19 protein-coding genes are annotated in these 26,836 nt (G+C 47.3%); 9 read left to right on the top strand and 10 right to left on the bottom strand.

Annotated features, from left to right (window positions below):
* The first annotated feature begins 161 nt into the window (after positions 1 to 161).
* A complete protein-coding gene (locus AC0KUT_RS05210) occupies positions 162 to 2,657 on the top strand; it encodes a family 43 glycosylhydrolase (protein ID WP_488834091.1) in 2,496 nt (831 codons plus the stop codon).
* 119 nt (positions 2,658 to 2,776) lie between these two features.
* The gene (locus tag AC0KUT_RS05215; protein ID WP_488834093.1) at positions 2,777 to 4,657 is read left to right on the top strand and encodes a cellulose binding domain-containing protein; all 1,881 of its coding nucleotides are present in this window, start codon (positions 2,777 to 2,779) and stop codon (positions 4,655 to 4,657) included.
* 324 nt (positions 4,658 to 4,981) lie between these two features.
* Here AC0KUT_RS05215 and AC0KUT_RS05220 read toward each other — a convergent pair whose 3' ends face one another.
* The 4 genes from AC0KUT_RS05220 to AC0KUT_RS05235 form a co-directional block, all read right to left on the bottom strand.
* Positions 4,982 to 5,707 (bottom strand): LamG domain-containing protein, encoded by a 726-nt coding sequence (locus AC0KUT_RS05220; protein WP_488834094.1) that lies wholly within the window; start codon positions 5,705 to 5,707, stop codon positions 4,982 to 4,984.
* Positions 5,708 to 5,890: 183 nt separating this feature from the next.
* Positions 5,891 to 6,553 (bottom strand): SDR family oxidoreductase, encoded by a 663-nt coding sequence (locus AC0KUT_RS05225; RefSeq protein ID WP_488834096.1) that lies wholly within the window; start codon positions 6,551 to 6,553, stop codon positions 5,891 to 5,893.
* Positions 6,554 to 6,770: 217 nt separating this feature from the next.
* Positions 6,771 to 7,844: an AraC family transcriptional regulator gene (locus AC0KUT_RS05230; protein ID WP_488834099.1), complete on the bottom strand. Its 1,074-nt coding sequence runs from the start codon at positions 7,842 to 7,844 to the stop codon at positions 6,771 to 6,773.
* Positions 7,845 to 7,846: 2 nt separating this feature from the next.
* On the bottom strand, positions 7,847 to 8,764 hold the full coding sequence (locus AC0KUT_RS05235; RefSeq protein WP_488834101.1) for a GGDEF domain-containing protein: 918 nt from the start codon (positions 8,762 to 8,764) through the stop codon (positions 7,847 to 7,849).
* A gap of 453 nt (positions 8,765 to 9,217) precedes the next feature.
* Between AC0KUT_RS05235 and AC0KUT_RS05240 the strand changes: the two genes are divergently transcribed.
* Both AC0KUT_RS05240 and AC0KUT_RS05245 read left to right on the top strand, forming a co-directional pair.
* The gene (locus AC0KUT_RS05240; RefSeq protein WP_488834103.1) at positions 9,218 to 12,025 is read left to right on the top strand and encodes a TonB-dependent receptor; all 2,808 of its coding nucleotides are present in this window, start codon (positions 9,218 to 9,220) and stop codon (positions 12,023 to 12,025) included.
* A gap of 186 nt (positions 12,026 to 12,211) precedes the next feature.
* Complete coding sequence (locus AC0KUT_RS05245) at positions 12,212 to 14,134, top strand: phytase (RefSeq protein WP_488834104.1); 1,923 nt, start codon at positions 12,212 to 12,214, stop codon at positions 14,132 to 14,134.
* A 100-nt stretch (positions 14,135 to 14,234) separates the two neighbouring features.
* Here AC0KUT_RS05245 and AC0KUT_RS05250 read toward each other — a convergent pair whose 3' ends face one another.
* Positions 14,235 to 14,543 carry a hypothetical protein gene (locus AC0KUT_RS05250; protein ID WP_488834106.1) on the bottom strand — a complete coding sequence of 103 codons (309 nt, stop codon included), beginning with the start codon at positions 14,541 to 14,543 and terminating at the stop codon, positions 14,235 to 14,237.
* A 312-nt stretch (positions 14,544 to 14,855) separates the two neighbouring features.
* On the bottom strand, positions 14,856 to 15,425 hold the full coding sequence (locus AC0KUT_RS05255; protein ID WP_488834107.1) for a gluconokinase: 570 nt from the start codon (positions 15,423 to 15,425) through the stop codon (positions 14,856 to 14,858).
* A 121-nt stretch (positions 15,426 to 15,546) separates the two neighbouring features.
* Here AC0KUT_RS05255 and gntR point away from each other — a divergent pair, with 121 nt between their 5' ends.
* The 3 genes from gntR to AC0KUT_RS05270 all read left to right on the top strand — a co-directional run bounded on the left by gntR (position 15,547) and on the right by AC0KUT_RS05270 (position 20,699).
* Entirely contained in the window at positions 15,547 to 16,581 is a 1,035-nt protein-coding gene (gene gntR / locus AC0KUT_RS05260; RefSeq protein ID WP_488834109.1) for an HTH-type transcriptional regulator GntR, read from the top strand.
* 24 nt (positions 16,582 to 16,605) lie between these two features.
* Positions 16,606 to 18,228, top strand: a complete 1,623-nt coding sequence (locus tag AC0KUT_RS05265) for an MFS transporter (RefSeq protein WP_488834111.1) — start codon at positions 16,606 to 16,608, stop codon at positions 18,226 to 18,228.
* Positions 18,229 to 18,329: 101 nt separating this feature from the next.
* Complete coding sequence (locus AC0KUT_RS05270; RefSeq protein ID WP_488834113.1) at positions 18,330 to 20,699, top strand: GH36-type glycosyl hydrolase domain-containing protein; 2,370 nt, start codon at positions 18,330 to 18,332, stop codon at positions 20,697 to 20,699.
* Between the two features lie 124 nt (positions 20,700 to 20,823).
* Here AC0KUT_RS05270 and maoP read toward each other — a convergent pair whose 3' ends face one another.
* Together maoP and rpsT are read right to left on the bottom strand one after the other, a co-directional pair.
* On the bottom strand, positions 20,824 to 21,303 hold the full coding sequence (gene maoP, locus AC0KUT_RS05275) for a DUF413 domain-containing protein (RefSeq protein ID WP_488834115.1): 480 nt from the start codon (positions 21,301 to 21,303) through the stop codon (positions 20,824 to 20,826).
* Positions 21,304 to 21,674: 371 nt separating this feature from the next.
* Positions 21,675 to 21,947: a 30S ribosomal protein S20 gene (rpsT, locus tag AC0KUT_RS05280; protein WP_488834118.1), complete on the bottom strand. Its 273-nt coding sequence runs from the start codon at positions 21,945 to 21,947 to the stop codon at positions 21,675 to 21,677.
* Positions 21,948 to 22,351: 404 nt separating this feature from the next.
* Here rpsT and AC0KUT_RS05285 point away from each other — a divergent pair, with 404 nt between their 5' ends.
* Both AC0KUT_RS05285 and AC0KUT_RS05290 read left to right on the top strand, forming a co-directional pair.
* Positions 22,352 to 24,439: a serine/threonine-protein kinase gene (locus tag AC0KUT_RS05285; protein ID WP_488834120.1), complete on the top strand. Its 2,088-nt coding sequence runs from the start codon at positions 22,352 to 22,354 to the stop codon at positions 24,437 to 24,439.
* Between the two features lie 19 nt (positions 24,440 to 24,458).
* Positions 24,459 to 25,136, top strand: a complete 678-nt coding sequence (locus tag AC0KUT_RS05290; RefSeq protein WP_488834121.1) for a hypothetical protein — start codon at positions 24,459 to 24,461, stop codon at positions 25,134 to 25,136.
* A 70-nt stretch (positions 25,137 to 25,206) separates the two neighbouring features.
* On the opposite strand, the gene AC0KUT_RS05295 is transcribed toward AC0KUT_RS05290, so the two are convergent.
* Positions 25,207 to 26,088, bottom strand: coding sequence for a prohibitin family protein (locus AC0KUT_RS05295; RefSeq protein ID WP_488834122.1), 882 nt, complete (start codon positions 26,086 to 26,088; stop codon positions 25,207 to 25,209).
* 60 nt (positions 26,089 to 26,148) lie between these two features.
* Positions 26,149 to 26,835, bottom strand: a complete 687-nt coding sequence (gene murU / locus AC0KUT_RS05300) for an N-acetylmuramate alpha-1-phosphate uridylyltransferase MurU (RefSeq protein ID WP_488834124.1) — start codon at positions 26,833 to 26,835, stop codon at positions 26,149 to 26,151.
* Position 26,836: the final 1 nt, after the last annotated feature.

Consider the following 26,836-nt stretch of genomic DNA (forward strand, 5'->3'; position numbering starts at 1 on the left):
GAATAGCTTGGCGGAATAACTCAGCAGTGGCTTCACTGTGCCACTGCTGATTTTGCAAGTCCCCTGCAGTCATGGATACCTTGATTCAGCCTAGTGTAATACTGGGCTTTTTTTCGCTAGAACACTTAAGTATTACCTTAATGTTTGATGAGGAAATAATAATGAAAAATAAAAAGTTGCCAAACACAAACCCATTTAATTCAAAATTCCTGAGCGCTAGCTTGGGGTTAAGCGCATTCATTGCTCTTGCTTCATCGTCATCTATGGCAGCGTGCACTTACAGCATCGATAGCGAATGGTCGAATGGTTTTACCTCGAGTGTCACCATTAAAAATGATACTGATGCACCAATTAATAATTGGAATGTCAATTGGCAATACGCCAGTAACCGTATGACGAGCGGTTGGAATGCTAATTTTTCCGGCGCTAATCCATACTCCGCCACTAATATGAATTGGAACGCGAGTATTGCGGCGGGCCAATCGGTTTCATTTGGTGTGCAAGGTGAAAAAAATGGCGCTGCCGCAGAGCGCCCAATAATAAATGGGGCTGCTTGTGGCGGAACTACAACACCTACAAGCTCTGCGCGTTCAAGTTCGTCCGCTCCACCAGTTGTTAGTTCTTCGCGCGCTAGTTCATCTGCGCTCACCGTAATCAGTTCATCATCTCGCTCAAGTATTTCAGCACCGTTTTCTCTATTAATTCAGGAATCACAAGCGGGATTCTGTCGTGTTGATGGAACTATCGATAGCAACAATACCGGGTTTACCGGAGCAGGATTTGCAAACACCAATAATGCAGTGGGAAATGCCGTTGTTTGGGCATTGGAGTCTTCAACTAGTAACCGCCAAACCTTGAGTTTTCGTTTTGCTAATGGTGGGGCAACGAATAGAAATGGTACGCTGGTCATTAATGGTGGTAGCAACGGTAATTACACCTTAAGTTTGCCGACTACTGGCAGTTGGACAAATTGGCAAACGGCATCCATCGATGTGGATTTAGTGCAGGGCAATAATGTTGTGCAATTGTCTGCATTAACTGCGGAGGGCTTGCCAAATATAGATTCATTAACTGTATCGGGCGCAGATGTGACAACGGGTAATTGCAACGTCACTGATAATCCGCCACCCACTACATCGACCTGTCCATCCACTTATTCAAATCCTTTGATGTGGGAAGACTTACCGGATTCTGAAGTGATTCGCGTAGGAGATGCCTATTACTACACCGCATCAACTTTTCATCACTCTCCCGGCGCACCCGTATTGCGCTCCTATGATTTAGTGAATTGGGAATACATTTCGCACTCAGTGCCCGTGCTGGATTTTGATAGCTCCTACAGCCTTAACGGCAGCCGCTCCTACGTCAATGGTATTTGGGCTTCTTCATTGCAGTATCGCGAAAGCAATAAAACATTTTATTGGATGGGCTGCATGCACAATAAAGGCGGTGGTTATGTATTTACCGCCAAATCGCCGGAAGGCCCTTGGACTAAAAATTACAGCCAAGCGTGTTATTACGATATGGGTTTATTGGTTGATAAAGACACCGACAAAATGTATGTGGCTTGGGGCAATAATTCCATCAATGTGGCAGAGCTGAGTGCAGATGGACTGCGCGAAGTTCGTCGGCAAGAAGTATTTAAAACTCCAGCCAATATTTCCGGCCCACTCGAAGGTTCGCGCTTCTATAAAATTAATGGAAACTATTATATTTTCATGACGCAATACGCTAATGGTGAATATGTTGCGCGCTCTACCAATGGTCCCTTCGGTCCTTATGAAATTCGTCCCTTCGCCGTTAAATTGCCTTATGCCGGTGTAGGTTCTGGTGGCGCGCCGCATCAAGGCGGCATAGTACAAACACAAAATGGCGATTGGTATTATATCGCCTTTAATGATGCATTTCCCGCTGGGCGTTTACCAGTAATGGCGCCTATGACATGGAGTAACGGTTGGCCTTCAGTGACATTAGTCAATGGTCAGTGGGGCGCTTCTTATCCCTTTCCGAATTTGCCCTGCGGTGCTGATAAAGTAAAACCACGCAATGTAAAAGATGTTTTTACCAGCGCCACGCTTAATCCTGCCTGGGAATGGAACCACAATCCTGACAACAGCAAATGGTCAGCTGGCAACGGTTTGATCCTGCGCACGGCAACCATTACTAATGATTTATATGCCGCACGCAATACGCTTACTCGTCGTATTGAAGGCCCGCGTTCAATCGCCACCATTGAATTGGATTACAGCGCGATGCAAAACGGTGATGCAAGTGGCTTGGCAGCACTGCGCGATTCATCCGCGTGGATTGGTGTGAAGAAGGCGAACGGTTCCACACGCGTTGTTACCACAACCGGTGCAACGCTGGATTCAAGTTGGAATACCAGCAATGTTGGAGCAGAGTCTGCAAGTGCAGCAATCAGTGGTGGAAAAATTTGGTTGCGTATTGATGCCGATGTTCGCACCACCAATGGTGGTGGTACTGCGCGTTTCTATTACAGCACTAACGGCACGCATTTTACTCAATTGGGTGGCACATTCACGATGAAACGTGAGTGGAATTATTTCCTGGGATATCGCTTTGGTATTCTCAATTACACAACCCAATCATTAGGCGGTTCGGTGCGAATCAGTTCTTTTGACGTGACTAAACCTTGATTAAAAATACGTTTTCAACGTTAGCAATTTAAAATAAGAAAATTAATAAGCCACCGAGCGTGCCGTCAGTCATCAACAGTGTTGGCGGCATTTTTCATACACTACTAAGGATGTGAATAATGTATAAAATAAATTCTTCCCTCAATCGAATTGCGAGGCTACAAAAATCGGCAATTTTTTTAGGTTCTGCACTTTTGCTCGCAACCGTTGCACAAACAGCGTCAGCCAGTTGTAGCTATACAATTGATAGTGAGTGGCCAAACGGTTTTACTGCCAGCATCACAATTAAAAATGATACAGGTGCGCCGATTAATAATTGGAATGTAAATTGGCAATATGCCAGTAACCGTATGAGCGGTGGTTGGAATGCTAATTTTTCTGGCAGTAATCCTTACTCTGCAACCAATATGTCGTGGAATGGAAATATTGCTGTTGGCCAATCAGTTTCATTTGGTTTGCAAGGTGAAAAAAATAGCGGCAGTGCAGAGCGCCCAACCATTAGCGGCAGCATCTGTGGTGGAACAACTCCGCCCGTGAGCTCGGCTCGCTCCAGCTCATCGGCTGCTGTTGTTTCATCTTCAAAAATTAATTCGTCATCCAGTATAAGTTCGTCCGTGATTGTGAGTTCATCATCAAGAGTGAGTTCATCCTCTTCTCAGTTGTCATCATCGGTAGCCTCTAGTGCTGCAACTAATGCATGTCCTAGCCGAGTTGAAAACGCGTACCAAATGCTGGTGCCACGAATTCCAGCCAGCATCCAAGCTGAAGATTTTGATCCCGCCGGTTATTCCGATAGCACTAGCGCAAATGAAGGCAACGCTTATCGCACCGATACTGGTGTAGATATTAAAACTATTACCAACGGCAACGCAGTGGGTTGGATGACGGCGGGTGAGTGGTTGGAATATACCGTCTATGTAGAAACCGAAGGCGATTACGATGTAACCATTCGCTCTGGCGCGGTAGGCACAGGGCGCACATTTAAAATTTCACAGTGCAATACCACGCTGATTGAATCCTTTCAGGTGCCAAGCGTAACTACCTGGGGAGAATTTAAAACTTACTCAGCCGGTAAAGTGCGTTTAAAACCTGGGTATCAAAAAATTCGCGTGACGGTAGGTGCAACGGATTATGCCGATTTGGATTGGATTCACATTGGTCCCTACAGCGGTGTGATTGATTCGCCCACCACACCAACAAACCCTAACGGTGCGGTGCCGAGTGACGGTTGTGGTAAAGCACGCAGTTTGCAAAATGGCCGGATTAATCTTAATGTAAATGGATTAAATCGCTCGTACATTTTGCGTGTGCCCGACAATTACAATAATCAAAACCCCTACCGCTTGATTGTTGGTTATCACTGGTTGAATGGTGACGCAGCACAAGTCGCTAATGGTGGTAATGGTTCGGCAACGGAAACTCCATATTACGGTCTTTGGAATCTTGCACAAAACAGCACCATCTTTATCGCCCCTGAAGGGATTGATAAAGGCTGGGCGAATTCCGGCGGTCGCGATCTCGCACTAACTGACTCCATTCTCAACCAAGTCCAATCCAATTTTTGTATCGACAAAAGCCGGATTTTCGCCACCGGTTTTAGTTATGGTGCCGGTATGTCCAACGCGGTAGCCTGCGCGCGCGCAAATGTATTTCGCGGTGTAGCACTTTACTCGGGTGCACAACTCAGTGGTTGCGATGGTGGTACAGCGCCCATTCCATTTTTTGCAGCACACGGTTTGGGCGATGATGTATTGGGTATTTCTCTAGGTCGCTCACTGCGGGATCGTGCGGTAAGAAACAACAAGTGCACCGCACAAAATCCATTAGAACCTGCACGAGGCAGCGGCACACATATTTGTACTTCTTATCAAAATTGTACTACAGGCTATCCAGTACGTTGGTGCGCATTTGATGGTGGCCACTGGCCGTCACAGCATGATGCAGGCCAACCAGAAAGTTGGATTCCACAAGAGGCGTGGAAATTTATTAGCCAGTTTTAATCTAAAAGTAAGTTGATGTCATTAGAGGTTTGCCCGGCTTCGTGCCGGGCCTTTTAAGCGATTCTTTAAGCCGTTCAGCAACTCGGGCGCTGAAAGGAGAGAAGCTAGTAAAAGGAGAGAGGCTAGCAATAAGGTGTAATCCCCGTTAGTACCTACGTCTGTAATAGTCTCTAATCGTTAAGGATTTAATTCCCCGCCCCTTGGGACGATAGAAGCTATTGAGCTATGCGAAGCGAACGAATGCACTTAATACCCTGTAGCTTGCTGCTGGGTTTTTTATTATTTTTTACGTGTAGGGCGTGCTCAGCCCAGTACGAATTATTGTTATTGCGACAATTTTGGTAATAAATTGAAATATTCTGGTCTCAGTGCCTTATGTGTTATGGCCATTTGCGCTATATCGCCATTAAACCAATGTACTTGATTCATTCTTGCGCCGATTGACGTTAATGCAAGAGTATCTATTGGTAGGTACTCCACGGCGCCGCTTAATTCTTTTCGACCATTAACAAAGGTCGTTAAAACACCTTCTGAGTAAGTGATAGCAACATGGGCCCATTGGTTGACCGGGTGAACCTTGGTGGAATCAATTAGCGCAAGCTGACCTTGCTCTGATTTGATGTAGGCATCTAAGTACCATTGTTGCTGATCATTTAAGCGCAACTCAATGGTGACGCGGCGATTGGGATTATCTAGAGCCTCTATATGAAAAAAACGAGGCTCCCAATTGTTGGGGAACACATCTGCAGGGTTCAATAAAACCTCAATCGTAAAACGTGTGGATGCCCCCAGTGGATTGTTATGTACCAACAGGCGATCGCCGTCACCATCGAAGTGAACAACATTACCTAGCTTGGTATTTTTTTGTGTTGGATTGCCGAATGCATTGACACTATAACCATTGAGGGATGTTAAAGAATTAAGGCTCCATATTTCTGTGTGGGTTAATTCATTCGCGACTTCTTGGTGGGGAACAGATGCAGGGGAGCAAGCCATTAACACGCTGGCGAATAATAAGCTGGGCATTAGGTATTTAAGGGTGCTTGGCATGTTGCAGTTTCCTTCAGAGATATAGTGGGAGCTTGAAGCTGAGTTATTTATTCAAAATAGGCGACTATTACCTTTGAGCTAGACAATAAAAAGGGCCACTAAAAAATTATTTTTTGTGGCCCCTTTTTTAATGGCTGTTCTTTGTTGATTACAGTTTCTTAGAGGTTTTCTTTGGGGCTAAGGTTACCAAGGTAATTGTTCGCCATTGGAGTGCCAAAAGCCACCGGTATTTTGCATGTTTAATTCTGCAATACGCTGGCTTAAACGTGTGGCTGCCTCGGTGGCTGTAATGTCACCGCCAAATCCCACCATTGCTGTTTGAACATAACCGGGGTGTAAAATGGCCACGGCTATATCGTGTTTTTTTACATCAAGTGCGAGTGATGTGGCACCTGCATTAAGTGCTGCTTTAGACATGCGATAACCATAATAACCGCCCGAGCTATTGTCGCTAATCGACCCCATGCGACTGGTGATCAGCGCAATTTTTCCGCCCTTGCCGAGATTGTCTAGAAGCGCCTCAGCGATGCGTATAGGGGCAACAGCATTTATCTCTAGTTGTTGAGTGACATCCTCATAATTGATGTTGCCGAGATGATCTCCACGCAAAATCCCTGCGTTGTTAATCAATAAATCTATAGTGCGGTTACCTAGTTTTGAGCAGAGCATTTTTACGTCTTCGGGTTTAGCGACATCAATCCCCTCAATTACTTCGGCGCTAGTGGCGCTGAGCTTTATAGAGCTGCTGCGACAAACAGCAATAACCTGCCAGCCTTGGTTCAAATAGACTTCAGTAAGTGCTAGGCCAATCCCGCGATTGGCACCGGTAATTAATGCAGTTTTCATTGTCATCTCCTGTTTGATGTTCTGAATGTGTTAATCATGGTCCCTAGGGTAGCGTATTTCAGCGAGATGCCGGTTAAATTTATACCTTGGGTGCTATTGGGTGTATGAGTAGGTGGTATAAAAAGATACTAACGTCAATGACGGTTGCCATAGTGGGTGTAAACGAATGTTAAACGGCGCTTATATATGTTTGTGATAATTGGCTTCTTAGATAGTATTATTTTTGACCAAGCAGAAATTCATTGCGCGTAGCACTGGGTGTTAATCCCGTCCATTTTTTAAACGCTCGGCGTAGATTTGCGGCATCGTGAAAGTGTAGGCGGGTCGCTATTTGCTCGTTGGTGATATCGGGTACGTGCAGCCATTGCAGCGCTAGATCGCGGCGCACATCATCATATTGTGCTTGAAAATTGGTTCCGTGTTTTTGTAGTTTTCGCTTAAAGCTTGCGGTGCTCATGGCAAAGTCACAGGCTGTTCGTTCAAGATTAGGGTTGTGGTTGATGTTGCGTGCGAGGTATTCATAAACTTCGCGCACAAAACCCTGAGTAAAGTCCAACTGGATTAACTCTTGCTCTGCGCACAGTCGCGCACGCGCTAGTGTGCTGGGTGAGTGTAGTTGCCAAATACTGTGTAGATGTTCACGCGCAATAGCCATCGCATGGTGCTGGCAATTAAAGTTGGTCGTGCTTTTAAGGTGTACCTGATACTGCTCAGGATAATTTGGTTGCGTATGGCGAAAGTAAAATGTCCAAGGCAGTTGTTTGCCTTGTAGCCAACGGCACAATGAGTTTAAGGCAGAGCTCATCATTTCCACTAAAAATATTTCTTGCGCTGGCTGCAATGCACTGCAGTTGGGCAGCCAGTAAATAATAATTTTTTCATCTTGGTAGGAAATTTTGGGGCTTAGCAAGGGTGCTAATTGAACTTGAAATTGACAGAGAATATCCAGCGCTTCGCGCAAATCGCGCGCGTGAATCAGTGCGCTGTTGGCCATCTGCTGATTGCCAGCATAAAGTCGTTGCCCCAATAAAAAGCTTAAGTCCTTGCTCGTCACTTTGTGTTGGATATTGTCAATTAAGCGCAGGCATTGAGCTGGGCTGAGTAATTGCTTTCCGGTCAATAGGTCTGCATAAAAAATGCCGGTACCACGTAGTAATGTATGCTCTTCAGCACCGCGATTCAAGGCCAAATCAATGAGGGTAGCAGGCCAGTTGTGAGCAGCGATGAAAGCGTTGTCAATTTCAAAATATCTTTTTGGTAAATAATGTTCATTATCTGCGGGCTTGTGCATCGTTAAGCCGCCAGATGAATATTGTGTTGAGAAGTTTCCTTGGCGAGCAGTAGCGCACTGTTAGCACGTACCAGCAAACTTTCAGGATTGTCATTTTGCGCAAGTGCAAGGCCGATACTAACTGAATGGAATAGGCTTTCGCCTTGTGCTTGTGTTTTAAAGGCAAAGTTGCGTACAGCGTTGTTAAGTTCGTGGACAATACCTTCGGCGCTGAGTTTGTTGGTGTTAGGCAGTAGAAGCGCAAAGCGATCCCCTGCGTAGCGGCAGAGTAAATCTTTGTGGCGAATATTCAGCAGCAATAGTTCGCTCAGTGCTGCCAGCAAGCGATCTGCTTCTATGGAGCCATAGCGACGATTAATACCGCTGAAGTCGTTGATATCAATTAACAGAAACGCCAAGGGCTCGGACTGAGCCCGATGACTCGCTAGCGCCTGCGCAAGTTGCTTGCGTAAATAAGTTGCATCGCTTAATGGGGTGGTAAAATCCATGGCTTTATGGTCGCGAAATAATCGTTCGCGTTTGCGCATTTGACGCGAAATAATAAGCTGCTCTTTATGCCAGTGATAAATTCCCACCGTTAGTAACATTAAGCCAAGCGGCATGAAACCTGACTCTATCCAGTGATCCCACGCAATGGTGTCTGGCAGCTTGATGAACTCATCAAGCCCATCTTGAAAGCTCGCTAAAAAAATCCCACTTAGACCTAGGCTTAAAAATTGCGTGACACGCCCTGAGGGGCGGCTTTGTAAAATCAGTAATAGCCAAACCAATACCAGAAGCGCTGCACCCCACTCACTGAATATATCTAGCCAATTGAGTATCTCATGTGGTTTGAGTTGGCCTGAGGCTAGATTAATCAGCAGAATAAAATTCGCAGATAGTCCCAGAAGAATAAGTTTCCATTTGTGCAATCTAAGCATCTGTGTTTTCCAGTGCGAAATGAGGTGTGCAAGGCAAGCACTCTTAGCAGCTTAATGTGACAGTTATGTGAATTGGCTATATTTACCTATTGCACCTCAGTCGCGTATAGGAAGGGCAAATTAGCTCAGGGTAATTTCCGTAAAATTTAATAAAAACGCGACTTTTTTATTTAGAACGCGATTGCGACATACTGAAGTTATTTTAATGCTGTATTTAGTCCGTAATAGATATTCTGTAGCCACTTTTTTTTCGATATGCAAGAGTCATTTTGGCTCAATATAAGTGGTTACTCGTGTTGTTTTCTGTCTCTATAGCGCAAATTTTCGCAACGAAAATAATGCGTCATATTTTTGTCATTTAGACCTACTAGGTTGGCGACCTTGAAACGCAAGCTGTCGTCTAACAATGATGTGCTTGCAGACTATTTAGCCTAGCCTCTGTGGGGAATACCAGTGAAGAATTCAGTTTTAATGCGCGCATCAGCGATTGCTCGTACGCTAACCTCACCTTGTTTTACACGCACGACATTCGCGCTGGCCTTAACCGCTATAACGGCACAGGCAGTTGCAGAGGGGCGCCTTGAAGGGGAAGTTACCGCCACAGAAAAAGGCGTTGCACTTCAGGGGGTGCGCTTACGTATTCAAGAGCTGCAGCGAGAAGCGGTGAGTCAGCGCGACGGTGGTTATGTATTTCTCGATGTAAAAGCGGGTAGCTATACCTTAGTGACCAGCTATATCGGTGCAGATGCGATCAGGCGAAAAATTGAAATTCGCGATGAAAAAACGACAAAAGCTAATTTCCAATTGGTTGGCGTTTCCGGCGAAGTGGAAAATATTATTGTAATTGGACAGGCTGCAGGAATTAATAAGGCGCTTAATAAGCAGCGCGCGGCAGATAATATTATTACGGCAGTATCTGCTGACGCTATTGGTCAGTTTCCCGATACCAATGTGTCTGAATCGCTTCAGCGCTTGCCGGGCTTGTCAATTGAGCGAGATCAAGGTGAAGGGCGCTATGTTCGTGTGCGTGGTATAGGGCCGGATTTTAATGCGGTCACTATTAATGGTGTAGGCGTTCCCGGTCCCGATGCCGACCGTCGTGCAGTGGCGTTGGATGTAATTCCTTCAGATTTGCTAGAAAGTTTGGTGGTGACCAAAAGTTTGACGCCAGATATGGATGCTAATTCACTAGGTGGCAGTATTGATGTGCAGAGCTTGTCTGCTTTTGATCGCGATGGCTTTTTTTATCAATTTACTGCTGAGGCAAGCCGCGACGACAATACAGGAGAAACAAGCCCTAAGTTGGCCGCTACTGCTAGCCAGCAATTTAGTGTGGGAGAAGGAGAAAATAATGTTGGCGTGGCAGCGGGCGTCAGTTCGTTTAAGCGTGAGTTTGGTTCTGACAATGTAGAGACCGGTGGTCACTGGCAGTTTGAAGATGACAGCGCTGACGAACCAGCACGCTTGGAGGAATTAGAGCAGCGCGATTACCGCATTCGTCGAGAGCGCTTTGGAGTTACCTTAAATGTAGATTACAAACCGAGTGATAACACCGATCTTTACTGGCGGAACCTCTACAGTGAATATACTGATGCTGAGGTGAGATTGGCTAATGTCATAGAGTTTGAAGATGCGCTACTCGAAGGTGAGATGGGTGCAGCAGAGGTGCAGAGAGAATTAAAAAATCGTACTGAAACACAGAAAATCCTCTCTACTAATCTTGGCGGACAGAGTCATTTTGAGCGCTGGACCTTCGATTACAGTGTGGCCTATAGCAAATCTGGTGAGGATGAGCCGCAGCACCTTGGCGCCGCAGTATTCAAATTGGATGATGATGTGGTCGCCGATGAGTTACTTGATTTGGCTTATAGCAACAGCAAAAAAATTAGCCTTGTTGCGCCCACCGCATATTATCAGGCTGCTAGTTATAAGCTTGATGAAGTGGAGTTAGCGACTAATAACACCAATGATAAAAGTGCCAGCCTAAAGCTGGATTTAACCCGCGATTTTGATTGGTCGGGACGCGCATCAAAAGTTAAGTTTGGTATAAAACGTACTGAACGCGAAAAAGACAATGACACTGAGATTTTTATTACTGAAGATTTTGAGGACGCTACCTCGCTCAGTAATTTTTCTGGTAACAGTGTGGATTATATCTTCGGAAATTTCGGACAAGAAATAAATACCGCCGCTGTCCTGGCTCTAGTAGCTCAGCCTGAACTCGATGTGGAAGAAAGCAGCATTAATGATTTTTTGATAAATGAAGACACCAGCGCAGCTTATGTTATGGGCAGTATAGATGTTGATGCGCTGCGAATAATGGCAGGGGTACGCTATGAGAAAACTGATTTTAGCGCTCATGGCTTTGCTTTTGATGCGGATGCTGAAACAGTGACTGCACAAATATTTGATAATTCTGATGATTACTTTTTGCCAGCTCTTCATCTACGTTATAGCATTAATGAAAAAACACAGCTGCGCGCCGCTTGGACCAACTCTGTCGTGCGTCCTAGTTTTGGCCAGCTTTCACCGGGTCGTTTGCTTGAAGAGGATGATGGTGATATAGAAGCTGAATTTGGTAATCCTGCGCTTAAATCTTTAGAGTCGAGCAATATTGATTTGGGCATTGAACATTACCCAGGTGTGGCAAGTGTGCTATCGGCTTTCTTGTTCCATAAGTCAATTGACAACTTTGTGTATAAAACAGATTTGGGTGAGACTTCAGGGTATGAGACATTTAAAAAAGCCGAGACCTATGTTAATGGCGCTCAGGCAAAAATATATGGACTAGAGCTTGCCGCATCTAAACAGTTCACGCAATTACCTGCGCCTTGGGATGGTTTACTGCTAGGAGCCAATGCAACTTTGGTAGATTCTGCAGCAGAGATTGGCGGCTATGACGATGGAGAGTTTGAGGCGCGTGATATACCAATGCCGAGTCAATCGGATTTGTCTGCAAATTTAATGCTGGGCTATGAGACTGAGGCGATTAGTATGCGACTTTCCGCTAATTATAAGTCTGAGTATTTGTTAGAGGTCGATAATCCGCTTGAAGTCAACTATGACACCTATGTTGATGATCAAATGCAGCTAGATTTTTCTCTACGCTATTACATAAGTGATGCCATTAAGTTGCACTTTGAGGTGCTCAATTTGACTAACGAAGTCTATTACACCTATATCTACAGCCCTCGCTACAACGCCCAATATGAAAGTTACGGTTCAACCTATAAATTGGGTATTACATTGGTGAATTTTTAATCTGAATGAGAGGGTTCAGTACCTATTTGATCGAATATTGAAAAGGAGCGCTACAGTTTTTCAGCGCTCAATGTAATTAGAATTTTAGAGCGGTTTTATGATATGAAGATATTTTTTTCAAAATTGATTGGTTTCATATGTTTTATTTTTTTGACTGTGTCGGTGCTCGCAAATGAGAAGGAGAAAATGCTTTTTGGATCGACATTGCAGCAGCTGTCTGTGCAAGAGGCCGTAGTTTTTATGGCAGATTCTTTGGCGCCGATTAATCTCCCAGATGGTTCTTTGCTCATTGTTAGTGCGGCACAGGGAATAAAATGGGTAGATAGTGTTGGAGATACTTTGGCACAGTTTTCACAGGGCGCTGAGCTTTTAGATTGGCGTCTTGATAAAAATAATAATTTACTGGTCGCTACTCAGTTATTGCCAGAGCAACAGGTCGTGTTATTAAGTTTGTCACCAACGCAGCACCTCGCAACTGAATTGGTGCGAGTGCCTGTGCGTGATTTTACGCTTGAGAATATTTGTTTGAGTCGGGATGGTGAGAATAATGTGTCGCTGTATCTATTGGATGAGCGCGGTACCGCGGAGCATTGGCTGCTGTTAGATGCGGCAGGTCAGCCGCATGCAAAGTTCTTGCGCCGTTTGCCAATTCCGCCGAATAGTAAAGCTTGCCAAGTGGATGATGCACAAGAGGCACTTTTTATTGTTGAAGAATCGGTTGGTATTTGGCGCTACTCGGCCTCTATGGAGGCTGCGCCGGGGCGTAAGCCGGTCGATTTAGTGGCGCCTTTTGGTGATTTGGCCGCAGGTGCTGAAGCTATAGCATTAGTTCCACAGGGACTGCTGGCGGTAGTGCCAAAATCTAAGGAGCTCTTGATCTACACGACTGAAAAAAATGCAGCGCAGTTAATACAGCGTATATCACTAGCGCCACTTAAAAAGCCTGAGGCAATCCATGCGGTTTATAACGTTGGTACTCGCGTAATTCAGTTAGTTATTTTCGATGATGCTCAGGGAAAACATTTTACTGTGCAAATACCTTGGTCATTGCCCTCAGCAGCGCAGTCTGTCGTGAACACTGCTTTACTGCCTACTGTGTGGGTGAAGCCTGAGGTGCAGACAGATGTGATGGCACGCTTTGGCGATGCAGCGGATGATCCGGCAATTTGGGTTAACAAAAAGAATACACGCAAAAGTTTAGTTTTAGGTACAAATAAAAAACAGGGTCTGTTTGTTTATGATATGCAGGGCCGAGAAGTACAGCATTTTAATTCAGGAAGGCTCAATAACGTGGATGTTCGGCAGGGTGTTGTCCTTGGTGCGGCTACCGTGGATTTGGCCATTGCTACCAGGCGCGATGACAATAGCTTGGTGCTTTACAGCATAGATTCACGCTCTGGAAAAGTAGAATATATTGGTGCTATAGCAACGGAGCTTGAGGATATTTATGGCTTCTGTATGTATCAATCTAGCACTGGACTCTACGCTATTGCCAATAGTAAAGATGGTAGCTTCCATCAAATTCGTATCAGTGCGCAAGTGAATCCACTGCAAAAAAATAAGTGGCTTTGGCATGGTGAGCTTGTGCGTCGTTTTGCTGTGGCCTCTCAACCTGAGGGCTGTGTGGCGGATGATCTGCGTCAGCGTTTATTTGTCGGTGAGGAGGATGTCGGTGTATGGACCATTGGTGCAGAGCCGGATGCGACGGATAAATTGCAGTTAATTGCCAAATTGGGTGCTGCGCTGGTAGATGATGTTGAGGGCTTGGCTATTTATCAGGATGAAAAAAGTCCTTATCTGATTATTTCTAGCCAAGGTAATAATTCGTATCTGATAGTTGATGCTGAAGCGCCCTACCAAGCGCGCGGTGTTGTACGTGTAGGTTTAGATGCGGTTAAGGGTATAGATGGCGTGTCTGAAACGGATGGATTGGATGTGAGTGCATTTAATTTTGGCGGCGCTTTCGTGGAGGGGATGCTGGTGGTTCAGGATGGACACAAGGTCATGCCTGAGACACCACAGAATTTTAAATACGTTGCCTGGCGAGATATTCGCAAGGCGCTTAACTTAGGTGTATCGAGTAAGTTGTCAGTACCAATCCATCAATAACGGTCGGTCACTGGGTTTCGAATAATTAATTTAGGGGGAGCATATCGCCCAATAAAAAATTCGCCAAGTGTGCGAGTTTTTTATTGGGCGTTGAACCGGTTTATTGCCCCTGACGCGACTGACGAATGTAAAAACGCGCATCTTTTGCTTGATTGTAGCAGCTGTCAAAATTTTCAATGGTTTGCATGGTGCGCGCGGCGGTAATTAAACTGAGCGCCTTGGTGTAGCTGATAGTGCCGCTAAAACCATCTGCTTTGGCAATCGATAATTCACTCCAGGCGGAATCAAGCTCTTTATCGCAAGCGCTGCGAAATTGTGTTTTGCCCGCGCAGGCACTTAGGCCGAGCACTAAGAAACTCAATGCGGCGAATGAAAGAATAGATTTCGTTGTTGTGCGAGTCAGGTGCATGTTAAACCTCTAAAAATGAACTTAGTTACGCAGTGGGTGTTATGGATACAGTTTGGTATTTACCTCTGCGGTTTTACGTATTCTATGGCAGGGTTGATAGAAAGCATAACCTAGGTGCAGGCTCATGGCATTAACTAATCGCGAGGTTAAATATGACGCCAGCGGCTTGCCGTCGTGTTCGCGTTCTTGAGTTTAGGATTGTCTTGCTATGCAAAAGTTCGAATTTTAGTAATTATAATTCTTCTGGGTAAATTAAAGGTGAGGCAGTGTTGCCTTGTGTGAGGTATGCAGGGTCTTTGCGGGGTGGAAAGTTTAGGCTTGAATCTTGATGTCTTCGAGCAGCAGGTGAGTGTCTATGAGTTCAGCTGCTAGATGTAATACTTGATCCAAACTGTGGCGTACATCGATCGCAAACACATCTGCCTCAAAACTGGGGTCCTGCAGGCTATCAAATTGGCTATCTACCAATGAGGGGGCCATAAAGTGGCCGGGACGTTTGTTGACGCGGTCTTGAATAGTGTTTTTGTCGCCCAGTAGATGTAAAACAATGGTGCGTAAGCCCGCGTTGCGAAGTTCATTGCGATGCGGTTGCTTGAGGCCAGAAAAGGCGAGAACACAATCTTGTTTGTTGTTAGCGGCGATGCGTAAGTAGTCGCGAATATTGATCACCCACGGCTGGCGCATGCCATCAGTGAGGGGAAGCCCTTTTGCCATATGGTCGCGCGATGCTTGGCTGTGGAAATCGTCGCCATCGAGATAGAGGTAATCGTAGCGTTCCGCCAATGCGCGCGCCACGGTCGATTTGCCGCTACCAGACACACCCATTACAATTATGAGGTTGGTATTGGCGCCCGGATTGGAGATGGCACGTTTCATGGGCATATCAATTAGCTCTTTGATTGCTGCAATAGTAACCGAAGCATAACATGCTGATTAATGATAGCGCAATCATTTTACCTATGATAAGGTGCCAATTTACGACGAATGACCGCGAGATGGGAACATGAAAAAAGCAAAAAAGCGCGGCGCTGACCGCAAGGTAACGCTGGTGGATGTTGCGCTGGCTGCTGGTGTTAGCGCTATTACCGTATCGCGCGTTATCAATCAGCCAGAGAAAGTGTCCGAAGCATTACGTCAACAGGTGCAAAAAACTGTCGATGCGCTGGGCTATATCCCCAATCAACATGCCAGTTCGCTGGCATCTGCTAAGTCTAATGTTATTGGCGTCGCAATCCCATCTCTTTCTAATATCGTTTTTAGTGATGTTTTGCGCGGCATATACGATGTGATGGGGGCGGCGGGCTACAAGGTGCTCTTGGTGGATACCCACTATTCACCCTTAGAAGAAGAGAAGATGATTCGCACGCTGCTGAGTCAGTCCCCTGAAGGCATGATCATTACCGGTGGTAGCCAAACCAAAGCCTGCCAAAACTTTTTACACAAGGCGAATATTCCAATCGTACAGATGATGGAGCTTTTGGCTGAGCCCATCGACATGAATGTGGGCTTTGCGCATGGCCGCGCTGGCTACGATGTGGTGAAACATTTAATCGAGCAGGGTTATGAGCGCATTGGTTTTATCGGTGCGCGCATGGATCCACGGGTGCAGCAGCGTATGCAGGGCTATAAATTGGCCTTGGAGCAATTAGATAAATTCGATAAAAATCTGATGGTGACAACCCCAGAGCCCTCCTCGATAGAGCTGGGTGGTGAGTTGTTTAAGAGCTTGATGGCGTCTACCAACGGCAGCATAGATGCGGTGTTTTGTGTCAATGACGACTTGGCTTTGGGGGCGTTGTTTGAGAGTCAGCGGATGAATATTCGCGTGCCAGAGGATCTGGCTATTTGCGGCTTCAATGATATTGAGGCATCTGCTTTTGTGAATCCATCTCTCAGTAGTGTTTATGTGGGGCGTTATGCGATGGGGGTAAAAGCCTCGGAGATGATCATCAGTGTGCTTAAAGATCGGCCAATTGAATCTAAAGTTGTCGATTTGGGTTATGAAATTAAAGTACGCCAATCCACTAGTGCAAAATAATAAAAATTCTAAGAGGTAAACCGCGTGACGAATAATAATGATCGTTTAGCCAAGCTCAGCTGGCGCGAACGTATCGGCTATGGTTTAGGCGATGCAGGCTTTAATTTTTACTGGGCAATTATTGGTTCTTACTTGGTGTTCTTTTACACCGACGTTTTTGGTATAGGTGCGGCCGCAGCCGCCACCATGATTACGGTGACCAAGGTCATTGATGCGATTACCGATCCTATTATTGGCGGTATGGCAGATCGCACTAGCACGCGCTGGGGCAAATTCCGCCCCTATTTATTGTGGGGTGCGCTGCCGATGATGGGGGCGGGCATTCTTACCATGAGTACGCCGGATTTGGATGAAACGGGTAAGCTGATTTGGGCCTATGCCAGCTACAGCTTATTAATGTTGTGTTACACCTTGCTTAACATGCCCTATAACTCCTTGTCGGCGGTATTGACGGCTAACACCCAGGAGCGCAACAAGCTTAACAGTACGCGTTTTTTCTTTGCTTACTTGAGCAGTATTTTAGTGGGGGCCGCAACGCCTGAGCTGGCGGAATACTTCGGTGACGGCGATCGCTACAGTGCGCACGGCTGGCAGATGACTATGGTGATCTACGCCTGTATTGCATCCTGTCTGTTTCTGGTGACTTTTTTAACCACCCGCGAGCGTATTCAGCCGCCCGCATCGCAAGAGAAAACTCACCCATGGGATGACCTAAAAGACTTGTTGGTGTGTCGCCCTTGGTTGGTGCTATTTGTGTTGGCGCTGGTGTTTATGACCACTATGACTCTGCGTGGCAGTTCATCCGCCTATTATTTCCGCTACTTTGTTGAGCGCCCTGACTTGCTGGGCAACTACATAGGTTTGCAAATGGCAGGCTTAATGGTCGGCGCCATGTTTGCCTCTACCGTCACCAAATACATTGATAAGCGCAAACTGATGATGGTGTTGCTGTGTCTTGTTGCCGCCTTGTCTATCGCTTATACCTTCGTGCCTAAACCGGAAAGCAACGGCGTGCTTGATATCAGCAGCGACAGTGTTGAGCTGGATGCGAGCCAGTTGCTCGGTCAGCCTCATGTACAGGGCGACACCTACGAATGGCTGCGCCACGAGAAAATTTTCTGGATTATTGAAGATCGCGTGCCCTTGGCGGAAACCAGCGCGAACTTGGTATTGAATGATGCCAAGGGGGAGCTGTTAAGTGTGGTGCGCACTCATGCCGACGGCACTCAGCAGGACAGTGCTGATCTACCTAAAGAAATTATCTGGATGTTTGCATTAAATATATTGATCAGTATTGCGCTGGGCTTTAAGCCGCCCATCACCTGGTCTATGTATGCAGATGTTGCCGACTACAACGAGTGGAAAAATGGTCGCCGCGCTACGGGCATGACCTTTGCCGCCACGACTTTTTCACAGAAAATCGGCAGCGCGGCTGGCTCGGCCTTAATGTTATCGGTATTGGCAACTATGGGTTATCAGGCTGGGCAAATGCAGGATGGTGCATCGCTCGATAGTATTATCTATATGCAAACACTGATTCCCGGCTTGTTTGCGCTGGTTACCGCCTTCACGCTGATTTTTTATAACCTCAGCGATAGCAAGCTGGAGCAGTTGCAACAGGAGCTTAAGGCGCGCTACGAATCCTAATTTTTCCTCTCTCTCGGCGCCGCTGTCTGGCGGCGCCACTGTTTTATTAATCTCTATTTTATTGACTTCTAGCTGGTTTGATTAATCCATAGGACACTTGCATGACACACGCTTTACTGAGCCCCAGCCAAGCTGGCGCACGCTATGATTTGCACTCTCCCACGGCTATGCCGCGCGCAGCTGGTTTTTTATGGAATCAGCGCATGATGATTCAGGTCACTTGCCGCGGTTATGCAGTTGCGCAATTTATGCAGCCAGAGCCCGCTAAGTACGCCTATGCGCCTAATCTAGAAGCTAAAACCTTTATGCAGCCAGAGCAGCCCTATTACGCTCATCACCCAGGTCGTTTTTTTTATATTAAAGATGAAGAGACGGGTGAGTTTTTTTCGGCGCCCTATGAGCCGGTGCGCGCTGCGTTATCGAGCTACACCTTCTCGGTGGGCAAAAGTGATTTGCAGTGGCATTTGCGTTGGAATGGCATTGACGTTGATTTAACCTTATCGCTCCCCACCGCAGACGTGGTGGAGTTATGGGAATGTAAGGTGCGCAACGTTTCTGGGCGCACGCGCAAACTGAGTATTTATCCCTACTTCCCCATAGGTTATATGTCTTGGATGAATCAGTCGGCAGAATATCGCCCTGATTTGGGCGGCATAGTTGCAAGCTGCGTAACGCCTTATCAGAAAGTAGCGGACCATTTCAAAAACAAAAACTTTAAAGACAAGACCTTTTTCTTGTGTGAGCAGGCGCCGGATGCGTGGGAAGCCAAGCAGGAAACGTTTGAGGGCGAGGGTGGATTGCACAGCCCAAGTGCTTTGCATGAAGACAGTTTGGCAGGCGGCGATGCCCGCTATGAAACCCCTGCGGCCATAGTGCAGTACCGTGTGGAAATGCTGGACAAGGCCGAGTGTGATTATCGTTTTATTTTTGGCCCCGCATTTGATGATGCAGAAATAAAAGACCTGCGCGCAAAATTCCTCAGTGCTGAAGGCTTTGCTGCGGCGAAAGCCGAATACGCTGCCTATGTGGCGGCAGGCAGCGGATGTCTGCAAATAGAAACTCCTGATCCCGAGTTGGATAATTTCGTCAACAATTGGCTTCCGCGCCAAGTGTTCTATCACGGTGATGTGAATCGTTTAACCACCGATCCGCAAACGCGCAATTATCTACAAGATAATATGGGCATGACGTTTATTCGCCCCGGCGTGACCCGCGCGGCCTTTTTACATGCCTTGAGTCAGCAGGAAGCCTCAGGTGCTATGCCTGACGGTATTTTGCTCGCCGAGGGTGCAGAGTTGAAGTACATCAACCAAATCCCCCACACCGATCACTGTGTGTGGTTGCCGGTGTGTTTAAAAACCTATCTTGATGAAACCAATGATTACGCCTTGCTCGACGAACCTGTCGCCCATGCGGATTCCGGTGAGGTCTTGACGGTATTTGAGCGCATTACGGCGGCCATGCGTTGGCTGTTGCAAGCGCGCGACTATCGCGGCTTGAGCTTTATTGCGCAGGGCGACTGGTGCGACCCGATGAATATGGTGGGCTATAAGGGCAAGGGTGTATCTGGCTGGTTGTCCGTGGCTACCGCTTACGCGCTTAATTTGTGGGCTGATGTCAGCGCCAAACAAACGCGTCTTGATGTGGAGCAGGAGTTGCGCGCTGGTGCTGGGCATGTCAATGCTGCGGTTAATAAGTACCTGTGGGATGGCGAATGGTTTGGGCGCGGTATTACCGATGATGATGTTGTTTTCGGTATTAGTAAGGATAAGGAAGGGCGTATTTTCTTAAATCCGCAATCTTGGGCAATTTTGGGTGGTGCGGCTAATGAACAGCAGCGCGCACAGATGCTCGCAGCTATTGAGCAGCAATTGGAAACCCCCTATGGCGTTACCATGTTCGCGCCTGCGTTTACGGCCATGCGCGACGACGTGGGGCGTGTAACCCAAAAGCACCCGGGTTCGGCGGAAAATGGTTCTGTCTATAACCATGCGGCGGTGTTCTATATTTACAGCCTCTATACCGTTTCGGAGCAGGATCGCGCATTTAAATTGCTGCGCCAAATGATTCCGGGGCCGGATGAGCAGGATTATCTGCAGCGCGGTCAGTTGCCGGTTTATATCCCTAATTATTATCGCGGTGCTTATCATCAGTATCCGCGTACGGCGGGGCGCTCAAGCCAGTTGTTCAATACAGGCACTGTGTCCTGGGTCTATCGCTGTGTTATCGAGGGTATATTCGGCCTTAAGGGCGATGCCTTGGGCTTGCATGTGGCGCCGCAGCTGCCGTCGCACTGGCCATCGGCCAAAGCGGTGCGTCAGTTCCGCGGTGCAACTTTTGACGTGACCATTGTGCGTGCTGATGTGGCTGGCAAAACGCTGACTCTCGATGGGCAGTTGTTGGCGGGCGAGCATGTCACAGACATAGAGGCTGGGCGTTATTATGTCTTAGAGGTGGTTTTGCCTGCCTAACAGATATGTCAGTTCTAACCAAAAAATGCCCGTTAGCGAGCTGCTAAGGGGCATTTTTTTGGGTTGATTTCGCTTGCTGAACAACAGCGAGCAAGTGGATGGCCTAGGTTGACATGTTTGCAAACTAGACTTTTTCATTCACTTTTTTGGCTGCTTTCTTTGCGGGTGTAGTTGCCTTGGTGGTTCCTGCTTTGGCTGTTTTAGCTTCTTTTACTGGCTTGCTGTCTTTTGCGGTTTTCGCATTTTTTTGGGTGTCAGTGGTTGCGTCGGATTGCTCGTCGGCAGTTGTTTTGACTTTAGCGCTGCGTGTCTTGGTGGGTTTGGCGGGGGCTGCAGCCTGTTTGGCTTTGACTATGCTCTGGTACTTCATCCAAGCTTGTTCTGCGGGGCTTCTGGGGGCGCTTAGATTGTTTATCACCTTAAGGATATGTAGGTCGTCTGGGGTTGCGTCGGATACTTCTTCGATAATGAGCGCGCTGATAAGGGCGCCTTGTTTGCGCACCAGTCGCGCCTGAATATCTGACAGTCCGCCTTTTTCAAAACCTTCTGGAAAGTTAGCTTTATCTTGAAAGTTTTGTTTCAAGTAGTGCTCGCGCGGCAACATAGACAATCTCCATTATTAGAATGTTGTGTCCTCGGGTTTGGGGGTTGCACAACTATTTCGCGGCGCTGTTCATAGTGTTATGGCGGCAGTCGCAGTTTTGTACATCCTTGGGCCCAGGTGGTTTCTGAGAACTCTTTTGTAGTTTTGTTCGCTTTTTGGCCATGTTTCGCGTCTTATGTGCTTTTTATGCGGAAGCTATAGATGCGAAATTGGTGTCGAAGATAATCTCTTTTTGTGACAGTGTATAGGTGTAAAAACACGCTTTATGCCCATTTTTTAGTTTTCATGGCCAAATAGCGCTCATAAAAAAACCGGCCTAAGCCGGTTTTTAGATTTTCGCACTAGGCGAGAATCGGCATTGAAGGCTGCTATTACGCGGCAGTGTTCAATGCTTTCAATTTAGCGTTCAAACGGCTCTTGTGACGAGCAGCTTTATTCTTATGAATAAGGCCTTTGTCTGCAATGCGATCTATTACAGATACAGCTGAAACATAAGCGGTTTGAGCCGTTGCTTTGTCACCTGTTTGAATAGCGCTGAGCACTTTCTTCAGGTAGGTACGCCCCATAGAGCGCATGCTAGCGTTGTGCTTGCGAGCTTTTTCATTTTGACGCGCGCGTTTTTTAGCTTGGGGTGTGTTTGCCACCGTGGTGCTCCTATATTAATTCTGTATAAAACTGACGGAAATTGACCGGATTCAAGGACGCAGCATTATGCCCTGTTGTTTTCAATTGTCAACCCGCTGTGTGCACTAAGTCGCCAGCTTGCCGAAAATTTAGCGGTTTATCAGCTGCTCCAACTTCGGCGTACCCCATGCACAAGTGTTGCTGCAAGATAACCAAAGGTGTGATGTTGTTGGAGTCTACGAGAGTCGAGCCTCTGGCGTGAAAGAGCCGAGGTGTAGTATGCGGCTGTAAGGCCCTGCTTACTTCGAAACGCGCCATAACGTGATAGGATCGCGTTTTACGATGCGCCATAGAGTATGGCCCTATTGAACGGGTCACAGTGGCGAGGGCTTGTGTTGAATAATAAATTCACGAGGAATGGTCAGTGACTGACTCAGAGGATATAAAAAAAACCAAAGTGCATGAGCATTCGCCCGCTGGCACCTCAAAATTGTCTGTTCAACGCGCAGCTGAGCATCCACCACAAGCCTTGCCACAAAATTCCCAACACCCTGCACCAACACCGGCAGAGCAGCCCACGCTATTAGCGGGGGATGAAAGCCACGACAGCGCTGTGCAAGCAGTAAGCCCCGCCACGCAATTTACCCAGTACTCTGGCGGACACAATCACTCTGCAGGATTTGCGCAAGCGCGGGCGCTGGTGAAGCAGTCGCTCAAGGGCGAGCAAGGTTTATTGTTAAAAAAACGTTTTTTGTTGGAAGAAGTGCTCGGTCACGGCGGCATGGGTACGGTGTATAAAACCAAAGATTTACGCAAGGTGGAAGCGGAAGATCCCTATCCCTATATAGCCACTAAGGTGCTTAATCAAGATTTTAAAGACCACCCCGATGCCTTCGTCACGCTCCAACAAGAAACGGCGAAGTCACAGACCTTAGCGCACCCCAATATAGTTACCGTGCATGACTTTGATCGCGACGGTGACACCCTGTTTATGACCATGGAGCTGCTTGAAGGCGAGCCGCTTGATGCCTTGTTAAAAAAATATCCGCACGGCATGCCGCAGGCTCAGGTGTGGACTATCACCCAAGATCTCTGCGCGGCATTGGCTTACGCCCATCAGCGGCAGTTAATTCACGCCGACTTTAAACCGGGCAATATTTTTATAAACCAAGAGTTTGGTGCGAAGGTGTTGGATTTTGGTATTGCTCGCGCCGCCTCAAAAGAGGCGCAAAAGCATAAGTTCGATGTGGGGCAACTGGGTGCGTTGACGCCGGCCTACGCCAGTATTGAAATGGTCAAAGATGAACCCTTAAGTTTTAGTGATGATGTCTATGCACTTGCCTGCGTTGTTTATGAAATGCTGACGGGGCGCCATCCTTTTAATAATCGTTCAGGGTTAAAAGCGTTCGAGCAAAAATTAAAACCAGCAAAAATTGATGGGCTCACCAACCGCCAGTGGAAAGCCTTATCGCATGCCTTGGCGCTGAGGAAGGTTGAGCGTACAGCGAGCATTCAAGCTTTTTGCGATGAATTGTTTCCCAAACGCAATCCGCTCTTGGCTACTGCCGCGTTGGGGGTGGCCTTGGTGTCGCTGTTGGGTGCGGCTTGGTTTGGTTACAGTGAATACCAAAATGAACAGGAGCGGCAGCAGGCAGTGGTGGAAAAACTCGCGGCAGCCGAAGCTTGTTTTCAGCAGAGCGATTTTAGTTGCGCATTGGAGCAGAGTTTAATTGCCGCTAACATGGCGCCGGAGAATCAACAAGCGCAAGTATTGCTGCAGCAAGCCAAAATCGCCAAAGCAGAGCGCGCTGACGAAGAAAAAATTGTGCAACTTATGCGTGATGCTAAGGCGTGTAGCCTGAGTGAAGATTGGGCTTGTGTGCAGGTAAAAGCGCGCGAAGTCATCAGCCTCAGCGCGCAGCACAACGATGCAAAAAATATGTTGGCCCAAGCCAATCAGGTCATAGAAGCACGCAATATTCAGGCCCTAGTGGCTCAGGGTGAAAGTTGTTTCGCTCAAGGTGATGTTAATTGTGCTCAGGGTTTTGCCCTTCGTGTGTATGAACTTAACCCAGAAAATGAACAGGGCCAGGCCTTTGCACGCAAATTGCAGCAGGCTCAGCAGCAAACTCGCCGTTTAGAAGAGGCGCAGCAGCGGGAATTGGATACGTACCTGGCCCAAGCACAAGCGTGCTTAGCGCGCGAGGATTTTGCCTGTGCCAGTGCGCAAGCCGTGCGTGCATTAGGGTTGGATGCAGCCAATGCGCAAGCGGTAGAGATTAAACAGCGCGCCAGCTTTGCGCAGCAGCAGCGCCAAACTCTCGCGGGTAAAGTGGATAAGCTGTTGCTGCAGGCCGATGAGTGTATGCGTAAAAAGAATTATGCATGCGCCATGGCTAAGGCGGAATCGGCATTGGATTTGGATGCGGGTAATATTGCCGCTGCCGCACTTAAGCAAAAGGCGCAAGATACGCAGCGCAAGCTTAAAGAAACGGGTTTGATCATCAAATAATAAATGAGGCAGTACGGCTATGAAAAAAATAGTGATATTACTTTTGTCGTTTGCACTTGCGACCCAGGCACAGGCATTTAAGCTGGGCGATGTGACGCGGGTTTTTGATAAGTCCTATAAATGTAAAAAAGGTGATCAGGGTTGTAAGAATCGCGAACACCTTAAAGCAGTTGTCAAAATCGCGGCGGTCGCCGTGGCCGTAAAGCTCATTGCCGATATGGTGGTAAAACAGCGTTCTAAGAAAGTCGTGGATGAAGAGCAGGTGGTTGCAGATTACGAAAAGCAAAATAAAACCTTGCCGCGCTACCCTCTTGCGACGGAATACACAACGAATACTCTGCCTGGAAAAGTGGTGGAGCCAGGTCAAGAAGTAGTTATTCAGTCGGACATAGTAGTGGTGCCAGGTACACAAAGTAAAACAACCTTGATCGAAGAGCGCTTGGCCATTTTTGATAATGAAGACAACACCAAAGAGCTTAAAAGCCTTACTAAAAAAGTGAATAAAAACAACACCAGCGGTGGACGCTATCAAAATGAGTTCACCTTCACTTTACCCGAGGGTTTGCCCCAAGGCGTTTATCCCATTAAAACCGAGCTGTTGTTAAATGGTCAGGTCGCTGAAACATCTAATAATGATATTCAGTTGGTGTTGCAGGTGGAGTCTTTGGGGGGTTATCAGTTGGTTGCCTTGAATTAAATTGCACATAAAATTTGATTAATAAAAAGGGGAGCAGCTTGCTCCCCTTTTTATTGCTTCCGTTTGCAGTTTATTTTTTCACATCCAAGAAAGGTATGGTGCTATTTGGCAACATAGTGCTAGGCAGTTTTCCATCCCAGCGCTCGGCTTTGGTGAGTTCGATCAGGTTTTGATTTTGCGCCAAGGCTTCAGCGCGGCTTTTAATGGCGGATGCTTCGGCATCGCCTTTAATGCGAATGCTTTCGGCTTCCGCTTTGGCGCGGGCCAGCTGTGAGTCGGCTTCACCCTGCGCTTTGGTGACGGCTATGTCGGCACTGACGCGCTCTTTTTCCAAGTTTTGCTTTTGGGTTTGCACTTCTACTTCGGCGCGCATGCGGTCTTCTACAGATTTTTCGTAAGCGGCGGAAAAGTCGATATTTTCAATTTGTACTGAGTTAATCACTATGGGGCCGTTAATGGCTTTGGTGATGGCCTCGGTCACATCTATGCCAAATTTGATCCGCTCCTGTACCACTGAGATGGCGGTGTATTTTCCGAAAATGTTTTCCACTTGGGTGGGCACTTGGCGGTCGACCAAGCGCGCAATCATGGAGTCAATACTTTTAAAATTCTCATAGACTTCTTCGACTTTATCCGCGGGTACATTGAACGTAACTGAGGCGCGAATGGTCGCGGGTTGTTGGTCGCGGCTGTAGGCTTGCAGTGCTTGGTAGCTGGTGGTGTGAGTTTGCGTGGAAATTTTTACAACCGTATCAATAATGGGGATTTTAAAACCCAAGCCTGGCGCTGCAGTGCCAACAATTTTTCCGTTGCGCAAATGCACGCCGCGCTCACCTTGATCGACGGTGTACCAGCTGCCGTAGAGAATCGTGAGCAGTAACAGAATAATACCTACAGGTATGAGCTTGGTGAGGCTGATGGGGTTGGGGGATGCGATGTTGTTCGAGAGCATGGTCCGTTCCTTTGAGGTGATTATCGAAAGTGTTAATGATGAATTGTGAATGCAATAAAACTAGCGGCTTAGTAAATAGTATTCGAGATCATTCAAACGCGCAGGTGTGCCCACATCGCTCCAGTGGCCGCCATAAACTTCACCGGATAACTCTCTTTTAGTTACCGCTTTAAAGAGTACTTCGCCCAAGGGGAATTTGGTGCGCTGTTCTGGGTAGAGCCGAATGATGTCGGGATGCAGCAAGGCTATGCCGCCATAGGTGTAGCGATGAGGATGGTTTTTTTCATTGTCTTCTACTAATTGCCCTGCGACTGCTAAGGCAAAGTCCCCCTGGGGGTGAAAGCTGGGGTTGGGTACCAATAGCAGATGGCCGCATTGGCTTAAGGTGCGTTGGCAGAATTTTTTTAGGTCGAGGTCGCACCAGACATCGCCATTTAGGAGTAAGAAAGGTTCATTGCCCAGCAGCGGCAGGGCGCGCAGGAGTGCACCGCCCGTTTCTAGCGGCTCGGGTTCTTGAGAGTAGCTCACCTTGAGCCCAAAGCGGCTGCCGTCACCCACAAATTCACGAATTTTATCGCCCAAATAGGCGAGGTTGATAATCACCTCTTCAATCGCGGCGGCGCGCAAGTTTTCGAGGTGATATTGCATCAGCGGTTTGCCACCCACCGCCAGCATAGGCTTGGGCAGATGATCGGTGAGTGGGCGCATGCGTTGGCCGAGCCCCGCGGCGAGAATCATGGCTTTCATG

It is taken from the genome of Cellvibrio sp. 25HG11W-0 (assembly GCF_057815475.1).

Coding starts and splice junctions, on each gene's coding strand:
- AC0KUT_RS05210 (WP_488834091.1), top strand. CDS start 162: ATGAAAAATAAAAAGTTGCCAAACACAAACCCATTTAATTCAAAATTC.
- AC0KUT_RS05225 (WP_488834096.1), bottom strand. CDS start 6,553: ATGAAAACTGCATTAATTACCGGTGCCAATCGCGGGATTGGCCTAGCA.
- AC0KUT_RS05250 (WP_488834106.1), bottom strand. CDS start 14,543: ATGCACCTGACTCGCACAACAACGAAATCTATTCTTTCATTCGCCGCA.
- murU (WP_488834124.1), bottom strand. CDS start 26,835: ATGAAAGCCATGATTCTCGCCGCGGGGCTCGGCCAACGCATGCGCCCA.
- AC0KUT_RS05255 (WP_488834107.1), bottom strand. CDS start 15,425: ATGCCCATGAAACGTGCCATCTCCAATCCGGGCGCCAATACCAACCTC.
- maoP (WP_488834115.1), bottom strand. CDS start 21,303: ATGTTGCCGCGCGAGCACTACTTGAAACAAAACTTTCAAGATAAAGCT.
- AC0KUT_RS05235 (WP_488834101.1), bottom strand. CDS start 8,764: ATGCTTAGATTGCACAAATGGAAACTTATTCTTCTGGGACTATCTGCG.
- AC0KUT_RS05290 (WP_488834121.1), top strand. CDS start 24,459: ATGAAAAAAATAGTGATATTACTTTTGTCGTTTGCACTTGCGACCCAG.
- AC0KUT_RS05295 (WP_488834122.1), bottom strand. CDS start 26,088: ATGCTCTCGAACAACATCGCATCCCCCAACCCCATCAGCCTCACCAAG.
- AC0KUT_RS05215 (WP_488834093.1), top strand. CDS start 2,777: ATGTATAAAATAAATTCTTCCCTCAATCGAATTGCGAGGCTACAAAAA.
- AC0KUT_RS05230 (WP_488834099.1), bottom strand. CDS start 7,844: ATGCACAAGCCCGCAGATAATGAACATTATTTACCAAAAAGATATTTT.
- AC0KUT_RS05245 (WP_488834104.1), top strand. CDS start 12,212: ATGCTTTTTGGATCGACATTGCAGCAGCTGTCTGTGCAAGAGGCCGTA.
- gntR (WP_488834109.1), top strand. CDS start 15,547: ATGAAAAAAGCAAAAAAGCGCGGCGCTGACCGCAAGGTAACGCTGGTG.
- AC0KUT_RS05220 (WP_488834094.1), bottom strand. CDS start 5,707: ATGCCAAGCACCCTTAAATACCTAATGCCCAGCTTATTATTCGCCAGC.
- AC0KUT_RS05270 (WP_488834113.1), top strand. CDS start 18,330: ATGACACACGCTTTACTGAGCCCCAGCCAAGCTGGCGCACGCTATGAT.